Origin of the sequence: Brevundimonas sp. KM4 (assembly GCF_000964075.1) — a bacterium.
GTDB classification, from domain to species: domain Bacteria; phylum Pseudomonadota; class Alphaproteobacteria; order Caulobacterales; family Caulobacteraceae; genus Brevundimonas; species Brevundimonas huaxiensis.
Window position 1 is genome coordinate 1 of the sequence record NZ_JZRG01000024.1, and the last position, 10871, is coordinate 10871.

5 protein-coding genes, 3 tRNA genes, 3 rRNA genes and 1 pseudogene are annotated in these 10871 nt (G+C 57.0%); 8 read left to right on the plus strand and 4 right to left on the minus strand.

All coding sequences use genetic code 11. The features are described 5' to 3' along the window. The first annotated feature begins 450 nt into the window (after positions 1 to 450). From VH88_RS13140 to VH88_RS13165, 6 genes are all read left to right on the plus strand, one after another. Positions 451 to 1911, plus strand: a 16S ribosomal RNA gene (locus VH88_RS13140). 221 nt (positions 1912 to 2132) lie between these two features. Continuing rightward, positions 2133 to 2209: transfer RNA gene (locus VH88_RS13145), tRNA-Ile, on the plus strand. Between the two features lie 73 nt (positions 2210 to 2282). Beyond that, a tRNA-Ala gene (locus VH88_RS13150) sits at positions 2283 to 2358 on the plus strand. A gap of 200 nt (positions 2359 to 2558) precedes the next feature. Further along, positions 2559 to 5339, plus strand: a 23S ribosomal RNA gene (locus VH88_RS13155). 87 nt (positions 5340 to 5426) lie between these two features. Beyond that, positions 5427 to 5541, plus strand: a 5S ribosomal RNA gene (gene rrf / locus VH88_RS13160). Together the 16S, 23S and 5S rRNA genes with 3 tRNA genes alongside form the textbook arrangement of a ribosomal RNA operon. An 88-nt stretch (positions 5542 to 5629) precedes the next feature. Beyond that, a tRNA-Met gene (locus VH88_RS13165) sits at positions 5630 to 5706 on the plus strand. Between the two features lie 196 nt (positions 5707 to 5902). Here the strand turns inward: VH88_RS13165 and VH88_RS13170 are convergent. After that, positions 5903 to 6217, minus strand: coding sequence for a hypothetical protein (locus VH88_RS13170; protein WP_045811668.1), 315 nt, complete (start codon positions 6215 to 6217; stop codon positions 5903 to 5905). Next, on the minus strand, positions 6132 to 6323 hold the full coding sequence (locus VH88_RS16735) for a hypothetical protein (RefSeq protein ID WP_082064502.1): 192 nt from the start codon (positions 6321 to 6323) through the stop codon (positions 6132 to 6134). The genes VH88_RS13170 and VH88_RS16735 overlap by 86 nt, the downstream gene beginning before the upstream one ends. 358 nt (positions 6324 to 6681) lie before the next feature. Here VH88_RS16735 and VH88_RS16535 point away from each other — a divergent pair. Then, positions 6682 to 7041 (plus strand): annotated as a pseudogene (locus VH88_RS16535) (DUF1810 domain-containing protein); the annotation flags it as partial. Positions 7042 to 7147: 106 nt separating this feature from the next. On the opposite strand, the gene VH88_RS13180 reads toward VH88_RS16535, so the two are convergent. Next, positions 7148 to 7708 carry an SOS response-associated peptidase family protein gene (locus VH88_RS13180; RefSeq protein WP_231576690.1) on the minus strand — a complete coding sequence of 187 codons (561 nt, stop codon included), beginning with the start codon at positions 7706 to 7708 and terminating at the stop codon, positions 7148 to 7150. A 1470-nt stretch (positions 7709 to 9178) separates the two neighbouring features. Here VH88_RS13180 and VH88_RS16105 point away from each other — a divergent pair. Further along, positions 9179 to 9508 carry a YadA-like family protein gene (locus VH88_RS16105; protein ID WP_156146841.1) on the plus strand — a complete coding sequence of 110 codons (330 nt, stop codon included), beginning with the start codon at positions 9179 to 9181 and terminating at the stop codon, positions 9506 to 9508. Between the two features lie 115 nt (positions 9509 to 9623). Here VH88_RS16105 and VH88_RS16110 read toward each other — a convergent pair whose 3' ends face one another. Then, a complete protein-coding gene (locus VH88_RS16110; RefSeq protein ID WP_156146842.1) occupies positions 9624 to 9809 on the minus strand; it encodes a hypothetical protein in 186 nt (61 codons plus the stop codon). Positions 9810 to 10871: the final 1062 nt, after the last annotated feature.

A 10871-nucleotide genomic window follows, 5' to 3' on the forward strand; every position in this document is an offset into this window, starting at 1 on the left:
TCTTGCTTTCATCGGTTGGTTTCACTAGGTTCCGCGCTCCAATCGAATCGCCGACGGGTTTTCAGAGGTAAGCCTCGCTTTCCTCCGGTGGTTTCTTGCGGTCTGAAGGGTTCGCTCTTCTCTCCGAAAGATCTCTGAAAAGAGCGGTTGACACGGGGTTTGCGGTTCTCTAAATCGCCGCCTCCGCCGACGACACGGCGTTAAACGGTCGGGCCTCTCCAGAGGTTCCAGGGTCTTTGACATTGTTGATTTGGAAAGAGAAACGCAGGCGGCGGTGTTCTTGCGATAGTCCTCAGAGACTATCATACGACACTGACTATCTGCGGTCTTTTTGAAAAGATACCATGCGTCGGTCTTCGGATCGATGACGTGGGAACTCGTCAATAAAATACGTAGAACTAATGCCAAGGACGACTTCGGTCGGTCCGATGCTTAGGTCAGAAGTCAACTCAACCTGAGAGTTTGATCCTGGCTCAGAGCGAACGCTGGCGGCAGGCCTAACACATGCAAGTCGAACGAACTCTTCGGAGTTAGTGGCGGACGGGTGAGTAACACGTGGGAACGTGCCTTTAGGTTCGGAATAACTCAGGGAAACTTGTGCTAATACCGAATGTGCCCTTCGGGGGAAAGATTTATCGCCTTTAGAGCGGCCCGCGTCTGATTAGCTAGTTGGTGAGGTAAAGGCTCACCAAGGCGACGATCAGTAGCTGGTCTGAGAGGATGATCAGCCACATTGGGACTGAGACACGGCCCAAACTCCTACGGGAGGCAGCAGTGGGGAATCTTGCGCAATGGGCGAAAGCCTGACGCAGCCATGCCGCGTGAATGATGAAGGTCTTAGGATTGTAAAATTCTTTCACCGGGGACGATAATGACGGTACCCGGAGAAGAAGCCCCGGCTAACTTCGTGCCAGCAGCCGCGGTAATACGAAGGGGGCTAGCGTTGCTCGGAATTACTGGGCGTAAAGGGAGCGTAGGCGGACATTTAAGTCAGGGGTGAAATCCCGGGGCTCAACCTCGGAATTGCCTTTGATACTGGGTGTCTTGAGTATGAGAGAGGTGTGTGGAACTCCGAGTGTAGAGGTGAAATTCGTAGATATTCGGAAGAACACCAGTGGCGAAGGCGACACACTGGCTCATTACTGACGCTGAGGCTCGAAAGCGTGGGGAGCAAACAGGATTAGATACCCTGGTAGTCCACGCCGTAAACGATGATTGCTAGTTGTCGGGATGCATGCATTTCGGTGACGCAGCTAACGCATTAAGCAATCCGCCTGGGGAGTACGGTCGCAAGATTAAAACTCAAAGGAATTGACGGGGGCCCGCACAAGCGGTGGAGCATGTGGTTTAATTCGAAGCAACGCGCAGAACCTTACCACCTTTTGACATGCCTGGACCGCCACGGAGACGTGGCTTTCCCTTCGGGGACTAGGACACAGGTGCTGCATGGCTGTCGTCAGCTCGTGTCGTGAGATGTTGGGTTAAGTCCCGCAACGAGCGCAACCCTCGCCATTAGTTGCCATCATTTAGTTGGGAACTCTAATGGGACTGCCGGTGCTAAGCCGGAGGAAGGTGGGGATGACGTCAAGTCCTCATGGCCCTTACAGGGTGGGCTACACACGTGCTACAATGGCGACTACAGAGGGTTAATCCTTAAAAGTCGTCTCAGTTCGGATTGTCCTCTGCAACTCGAGGGCATGAAGTTGGAATCGCTAGTAATCGCGGATCAGCATGCCGCGGTGAATACGTTCCCGGGCCTTGTACACACCGCCCGTCACACCATGGGAGTTGGTTCTACCCGAAGGCGCTGCGCTGACCGCAAGGAGGCAGGCGACCACGGTAGGGTCAGCGACTGGGGTGAAGTCGTAACAAGGTAGCCGTAGGGGAACCTGCGGCTGGATCACCTCCTTTCTAAGGATGCTTCTCCAGGCCGTCTCTCACGAGACTGTCTATTGAGGCTCCAATAGCTGATGCGCTCAAGCAGCAATGCGATAGCGCTAGGCACAAACGGCGGAACGCCGCCGTCTCCGTTTCTCTTTCCACTTTCGTCATCGACGCCTCGACCATACGGGTCGTTGAGTTGGTGACGCGATCGCGAGCCTGGGTGTTTATGACCCGGCTGTCGCTGCCATAGGCCCGTAGCTCAGGTGGTTAGAGCGTACGCCTGATAAGCGTAAGGTCGGCAGTTCGAGTCTGCCCGGGCCTACCAGCCCTGCTGGACTCCAGCCTTGGACAGTATCGTATGACAGCTCTCCTGGGCTTCGCACCATTCCTGATGGAATGGGGCCATAGCTCAGTTGGTAGAGCGCCTGCTTTGCAAGCAGGATGTCGTCGGTTCGACTCCGTCTGGCTCCACCAGGATCTTGTGATCGCATTCAAGTTTGCCGTCGGCCTTCGGGTTGGCGTGCATTGATATCGTAAAGGAAGAACGTGACCGGCTCCCCTGAGCTTTGAGGTCTTGTTCGAGAAGAAGACATTGTCTGACAAAAATCAGGCTTGGTCCCCCGGCATCTTTCCAGTCGGGCGGAATAAACCAAGCATGAGTTTTGCTGAGAAACGATCAAACGTTGAAGGGCTTCTGACGGATGCCTTGGCGTAGAGAGGCGATGAAGGACGTGGCAAGCTGCGATAAGAACCGGGGAGGCGCTAGCACCCTTTGATCCGGTTATTTCCGAATGGGGAAACCCACCTTTACAGTCTTCCAACTCTGTTTCTTCGGAAGCAGCGATTGGCGGATTGTTGAAAGGTATAATGAGCTGAATACATAGGCTTCATTAAGCGAACCCGGGGAACTGAAACATCTCAGTACCCGGAGGAAAGGACATCAACCGAGACTCCCGTAGTAGTGGCGAGCGAACCGGGACCAGGCCAGTGCTCTTGTGAAATAAAGACGAACGATCTGGAAAGGTCGGCCATAGTGGGTGAAAGCCCCGTAGTCATCAAACAGCAAGAGACTCGAGTAGGGCGGGACACGTGAAATCCTGTCTGAACATGGGGGGACCACCCTCCAAGCCTAAGTACTCCTCTACGACCGATAGTGAACAAGTACCGTGAGGGAAAGGTGAAAAGCACCCCGACAAGGGGAGTGAAACAGATCCTGAAATCGGAAGCCTACAAGCAGTCGGAGCCGCCAAGCGCGGTGACGGCGTACCTTTTGTATAATGGGTCAGCGACTTCATGTGTCGAGCAAGCTTAAGCCGTTAGGTGTAGGCGCAGCGAAAGCGAGTCTGAATAGGGCGCTAAGTTCGACGTATGACGACCCGAAACCAGGTGATCTATCCATGAGCAGGTTGAAGGTTGGGTAACACCAACTGGAGGACCGAACCCGTGAATGTTGAAAAATTCTGGGATGACTTGTGGATAGGGGTGAAAGGCCAATCAAACCTGGACATAGCTGGTTCTCCGCGAAATCTATTTAGGTAGAGCGTCCGACGAATTCCTTGGGGGGTAGAGCACTGGATGGTTGCGGGCTGCGCGAGCGGTACCAATACTAACCAAACTCCGAATACCCAAGAGAACTATCGGGCAGACACACGGCGGGTGCTAACGTCCGTCGTGAAAAGGGAAACAACCCTAACCATCATCTAAGGCCCCCAAGTCACGGCTAAGTGGGAAACGATGTGGGATTGCTTTGACAATCAGGAGGTTGGCTTAGAAGCAGCCATCCTTTAAAGAAAGCGTAACAGCTCACTGATCAAGCGATCCTGCGCGGAAAATGTAACGGGGCTCAAGCCGTGCGCCGAAGATATGGGTTTGCAGTTTACTGCAAGCGGTAGCGGAGCGTTCCGTAGGCCGGTGAAGGTCAGGCGTGAGCCTGGCTGGAGGTATCGGAAGTGAGAATGCTGACATGAGTAACGATAAGAGTGTGAGAGACACTCTCGCCGAAAGACCAAGGGTTCCTGCGTAAAGCTAATCTGCGCAGGGTTAGTCGGCCCCTAAGGCGAGGCTGAAAAGCGTAGTCGATGGGAAGCAGGTAAATATTCCTGCACCAGCTGGAAGTGACGGATGGCTTAACTCGTACCCACTTATTGGATTGTGTGTGCGGGGGCGTTGTCCCAGGAAATAACTCCAGCAGAGACCGTACCCGAAACCGACACAGGTGGTCAGGTAGAGCATACCAAGGCGTTTGAGAGAACTATGCTGAAGGAACTCGGCAAATTGCACGCGTAACTTCGGAATAAGCGTGACTCACCTTGCGCAAGCAGGACTGAGTGGCACAAGCCAGGGGGTAGCGACTGTTTAGCAAAAACACAGGGCTCTGCGAAGCAGCAATGCGACGTATAGGGTCTGACGCCTGCCCGGTGCCTGAAGGTTAAAGGGAGATGTGAAAGCGTCGAACTGAAGCCCAGGTAAACGGCGGCCGTAACTATAACGGTCCTAAGGTAGCGAAATTCCTTGTCGGGTAAGTTCCGACCTGCACGAATGGCGTAACGACTTCCCCACTGTCTCCAGCATAGGCTCAGTGAAATTGAATTCCCCGTGAAGATGCGGGGTTCCCGCGGTCAGACGGAAAGACCCTATGAACCTTTACTATAGCTTCGCCTTGGCGTTAGCGACCGTATGTGTAGGATAGGTGGGAGACTATGAAACCGGGGCGCCAGCTCTGGTGGAGTCGTCCTTGAAATACCACCCTTACTGTCGTTGACGTCTAACCGAGGGCCGTTATCCGGTCCCGGGACATGGCGTGGTGGGTAGTTTGACTGGGGCGGTCGCCTCCTAAAGTGTAACGGAGGCGCGCGATGGTGGGCTCAGACCGGTCGGAAATCGGTCGTCGAGTGCAATGGCATAAGCCCGCCTGACTGCGAGACTGACAAGTCGAGCAGGGACGAAAGTCGGCCATAGTGATCCGGTGGTCCCGAGTGGAAGGGCCATCGCTCAACGGATAAAAGGTACTCTAGGGATAACAGGCTGATTTTGCCCAAGAGTCCATATCGACGGCAAAGTTTGGCACCTCGATGTCGGCTCATCACATCCTGGGGCTGGAGCAGGTCCCAAGGGTATGGCTGTTCGCCATTTAAAGTGGTACGTGAGCTGGGTTCAGAACGTCGTGAGACAGTTTGGTCCCTATCTGCCGTGGGTGTTCGAAGCTTGAGAGGATCTGTCCCTAGTACGAGAGGACCGGGATGGACATACCTCTGGTGTACCTGTCATGGCGCCAGCTGTGCAGCAGGGTAGCTAAGTATGGAATAGATAACCGCTGAAAGCATCTAAGCGGGAAACTAACCTCAAAACAAGGCTTCGCTGAGGATCGTGGAAGACTACCACGTTGATAGGCCAGGTGTGGAAGTGGGGCGACCCATGAAGCTTACTGGTACTAATAATCCGATCGGTTTGATCGTTTCTCAGCAAAACTCATTCGATGATTGCTCCTTGACCAGAGCAATCTCAGACAATGTCTTCTCATCATCCGCTGTCCCCCTGGTTGACCTGGTGGCTATGTCGGAGGTTCCCCACCCGATCCCATTCCGAACTCGGTCGTTAAGCCCTCCAGAGCCAATGGTACTTCGTCTCAAGGCGCGGGAGAGTAGGTCGCCGCCGGGTCTACCAGGCGGACAGCCGATGATGAACAAAAACCGCAATCGCGGTCCTTCTCGAAACCGTTCTTCCTTCTCGATACACTACCGCTTGCCGCGGGATGGAGCAGCCCGGTAGCTCGTCAGGCTCATAACCTGAAGGTCGTAGGTTCAAATCCTACTCCCGCACCCAACTTCGTAGTATTGTCGCCGTTTAGGTTCACCAGGGCGGCGATTTTGCCTTGTACTGTCAAGGTAAAATCTCATCGCGCTGCTAGCGGCGTGACCACGACGGTTTCAATCAACTTGCGCGCCAGGTCTCGGGCCTCAGCCGCGGCCTTGCTGTCGCTGCGAGCCAAGGCGCGCTCCAGCGAGTCCACCACGGTCCGTTAATGCTTGGGCACACGAGGATGCAGGGCGACGACCGACGCCGCCGGCGCTTGGGCCAGTTCTGAGTCAATCTGGCTTCGCCGCGCTTCCAGCGCATCCAGACGATCTTTGACTGCAGCGCCCGCAAGGACGCCAACGGCGATCTGGTCGACCAGACCTTCGGCGCGGCCCTTGACTTCTGCAAAGTCACTGTCGAGTTTCGATCGAGCCTGGGTGATCCTACGCGCGTCATTCTCTGCGGCGAGCTTCGCCTCTTCGACGATGAGCGCCACGCGTTCCAGCGTCAGCAGTCGGTTCTTGATCGCGGCTGGCACGCTTCAATCTCGGCGCTCTTGATCTCTCGAGCGTTGTGCATGACAGTTTTCCGCGGTCTCGCCGCCATGAGCACATAAAGCGTTGGTCGGCTCCGCTTCGGGTCATCTGGCCGCCACAGACCCCGCACGTCAGTTTTCCGCTCAGAAAGTGTCGGAGCCGCACGGCTCCGCGAAGGAAGGCGCCTGGTCGGTAGTGACGCTGGCCCGATCCCGCTCTGTCGGCTGCGGTGAAGGACGGGCTGGTGCACGACCTGATGCCGTGCGCGTAAGGCGGTGCGGAAAGCCCTCGCAACTGGGGACAGGGACGCCCTGGCCGCAGCGCGGCGCAGCGTCGACAAGGCCAAGGTGGGACCGGGCGAGAGGGGCCCGGTGTGGTGGAACGACGGCTCGCCCGATCTAAATCGACGTATGGCGCGAAACACCCTCTGGGCAGACTAGTTCACCAGTCTGGGCGAGGCGGGCGAGTGACAACAGCACTCGACCGTTTCGTCCTAGCTCAAGATCGCGTGTTCGAAACTGCGATGGCCGAGCTCGCGGCAGGTCGCAAGACAAGTCACTGGATGTGGTTCGTCTTCCCCCAGGCCCGGTCAATGGGGCGGTCTTCGACGGCCGCCTTCTATGGCATCGAGTCGCTCGAGGAGGCCTAGGGTTACCTGGCTCATAAGGTCTAAGGGGCGCGGCTTGCTCGCGCCACTCACACCGCGACCACGGGGTCGGTGGATTCGGTGCCTCATCTGTTAGGATCGCCCGATGATCTCAAGCGCCGCTCATCGATGACACTGTTCGTGGCCTTGGCGGTCGACCAGACTTTGTTTGAGGCGGCGTTGGCGCGCTGTGGCCTGTCGCCTGATCCGTTGACCGCAGACCTTGTGGCCAGCGCCATTGAGGGACCGGATCGCCTTTTATCAACGATCGGCCAGTTTACGCGGTTCAGGCGTGGACAACTGACAGAGCGCCGTCGGGCAGCGGGCGCTGAAGCGCCTTGGCCGTTTCCCACGGCGCCGTCATCCAGGCCTCGATCTCGTCGGACTGCGTCAAGATCACCGGCATGGCCTTGGGATGAACCGAGCCGACCTCCGCGTTGGGTTCGGTCGTCAGAAGAGCGAAGACGTCGATCGTCTCCATGCCGGTCTTGATCCTGCGCACGCTGGTGTGGGCCCAAACGTGAATGCCGGCGAAGAAGGCGAGCGGCTCGGGCTCATCGCCCGCGAGCTTGAACCAAATGGGGCGGTACTTGCCGGCGGCATCCCGGCCTGGTTCGCTGAAGGCCGTGAAGGGGACCAGGCAGCGCAACGCCGGCGATAGGTGCGGGCGCCAATGGCTGGAGCTGGTGTTGCGCACGTTGGTCGTGCCACTGTCGGGTTCGAACTCCAGGATCTTCTGGAAGTCGACCTCGCCGCCCTTGGCCCGCAACTTGTCCGCCCGTTTGGTGGCATTATCGAAGATCGCCTTCTTGGACGAGGGCATGCCCCAGCGCGCGGAGGCAAGCACCCGCTCATCCCCATCTTATCTGACGATTGGGGCCGGGTAGTCGGGATAGATGTCGCCCGGCGCAAGATTGCCGACCGTCGAGCGCATTGCGCCAACCAAGTCCATGATGGCTTGAGGGCCGAGCGCTGGCGATAGAGGTTGCACATCAGAAGTTCCCGGCCGGTTCCGCAGGCATCCAGCATGAGGCTAGATCTTCTATTGCCTCTCGGCCCCACTTCTCGATGAATCCACCACTTGACGTCATGGATATGTCGGCGGGGACATCATCGGACTGGACTGTCTGATACGCCCATATTGTCCAGATCGTACCGTCTAGCGTGATCTCCGGCATCGTCGGTGGCCAGCGAAGGCCTATGACTGCAATGCGGGGCGTCTCCAGTTGCTCAAAACTACGAATGGTCTTCATCAAGGCAGGGCACTCATCCGTCGTCGTCCACTCGGATCTGGCTACACCGCCGACGCGTACCGACTTTTTCTGTGCGACATATCTTGGTCTCGTAGGTCGACCGGCGGGCGCTCCGTCACGTGTCGGCGCGAAATAGATCCAAACGCCGCCACCGGCATCTCCGATGGATGATTTCCAACGAAAGCCCATCCAAGCCGGCAGGTGAAGCCACTCTGGATTTTCCGTCATCAGCGCCTGGACACTGGACATCCTATCGTCCGACACCGTTTGAGCGGAAGTGTCGGACGCAGAGAATGTGGCGAGTAAGACTGCTGATGTAAGTACGAGCGTTTTCATTCAGTCGATCAATCCGCGCCGCTGCATATCTACGATGATCTGGTTGGCCAGGGACACGACAACCTCCATATCGAACGCATCCTCGGCTGCCGCTTCATCGGCGAACGAGCGAGGCTGGTTCTGTCGCATCGTTGACAGACGCCAGGACGATTGAACGACGTGTTGCCGGGCCAGATGCTCAATCCGCTGAAGGCGAACGCCCGCGCTCGATCTAATGAGGGTCTTCCGTGTCGCCATGGCTCAGTCCTCCCAGATTGGAACCTGACACGGCGTTATGCGATTGTGGAGCCGAGACCATTTGCGATACCGGTTTCAAGTGTTGCGCGGCCTGGGTCGCCGTCCTTTCGAGGGCGGCGGCTTGTCGCTTAGGGCTCATAGGAACGTCGCCGAGTGCAGCGGCCGCGCGGGGCGAGGTCAAGGCGACCCGCCGCATCTACGTCGCCGATCGCCGGATTAATGTTGGCAAAGCCCGAACAGGCGAGTCTCGTGCAGCCTTCGATGGAGAGAAACATGAAAATCTTACTCGCTGGCACTGCTAGCCTTTTGATCTGCGGTTCGGCGATTGCCCAAACGACGATACCTGCAGTCGCAACCTACCGTAATGATGTTCCCTCAAGCGGCTCGCTGGACCCAAACGCGGTCGTTGGAGCATCCTGTGCAAGCTCAGCACGCGTCGCCGCACTCAACGCCGCAAATCCCGGAAGTGACTATAGCAAGTTTCAGACGACTTGCCCGGCGATGTCGAAGTCTATCAACAGTTTCGAGTATACGATGTCGCGCAGGCCGCTGTTGACACGGTCAGGCAAGATCTCCGCGCCTTCCGTGACCTTCAGGATCGTAATTTAAGCCAAGGTTTGGCATTGGCCGGAGCTTTGGAAATTCAAGGCCCAGCCGAAGGCAGGTCAAACAGATTTGGAATGTCGTCCGCCACCTATGACGGCACCCTTGCCGTGGGTCTTAGTTACTCACGCCGCTCAAACAATCTAGATCTCGGTGCAGGGATGAGCTTCACGGAGGACAAGGTCATGGGCAAGGTCAGTGCTGGATGGTCGTGGTGAAGATTGCGTACAGCCCGCTTCAAGCTCTCCCCCTGCTGGCTGATGATCAGTTTTCAGCGCGGCTTTAGCTCACCATTCGAGGCCCGCGCTCTTCGGAGGGCGCCCTTTCGTCGTTTCAAATCACACCCCAAAGACGTCCACAGAATCCCACAAACGTCGTGATGCCTATACACACGCCGATGATTTTGAGCCTGGCTGCAGTCCGCTGAAACAGCGTCGGCGGTTCGTATTGGAGCTTGGTGAAATCTTCAGAGCGATAGAGGGCGTTGTGGGCCTCATCGTCTTGTTTGGGATCAGGCATCAATCACCCCCAAAGAACCGTCCGGTAGCGGCCTCTGTAAAATAAGATCCGTCCCCTCTGAATCGGAACCTGACACGGCGTTAGACGATTGTGGAGTCGTGGCCTCTTCCTAGTTGGCCCCTGTGGTGGAAGCGCAAGGCCGTCATCCTTGAGGGGGGGCGGCCTTTCATCATTCGGGGGTACGCGTTGAAACTCGCATCATAGGCATCACAGATCATTACTCTCGCCCTCACCGCAGCCATCACCGGCTTTGCGCTCAATCCCGCCCCGCAATCTGACAAGCCGAATGTCATCTATATGGGACCGCACCCCCAGCCGGTTTCAACCTGGTCGGCGTCTTATAAGTTTGACTGCGGCGAGCGCCAGGTAATCTTAGAAATTGGCGTGAGCGCAGGCCGGGCAAGCGTTTCCAAGCTCGATCTAAGACGGGGCGACGCAGCCGCCGTCTTGCCCGACCTCAACGCCGCGCTGGCGAACCAACATTTCGAGGACATATTCGTCATGTGCACACGGACGGATCCTTACCCGCAGGTCATTTTCATCACAGCCCGCGAGAAGCCTGACGGTGGATATGAGCCTTCGTCTGTGCTGGTCAGCTCTGTCGGCTCAGCTGCCAACGACGTCGCCCTAGAAGTTCGAAGTCCAGTGGGGGCGTAGAGACCTCCGCTTGAACTTCAATTACGGGTCACGTCATCATGTTCATCAGCCTTCAAGTCGCGGCTGTAGAGGATCGAGAGGTAGCCGTTGAGTTTAACAGTACGCGCCCTTGGTTTGCCTCGTGATGTCGCCCGGCTAAGAACTGACCGCTCATGGCGCATAGTTGAAGACGTTCCAGCATCGCCGTGAGCAGTTCGCCACCACTAAGGTCCGCCGAGGCGTGTTCGATCAGATCACGAAGGCCATGCCGACGGATCGCGGGGCAGTCAGCTCAAATCCGTACTGCGCATAGAGGCGATGGGCTTCGCCGTCCGCCATCATGCTGACATAGGCGCCTTTTGGCGCGGTTGCGCGCAGATGCTCGACCAAGGCGGCGACGATGGTGACGTGCCCCTGAGTTTTCAT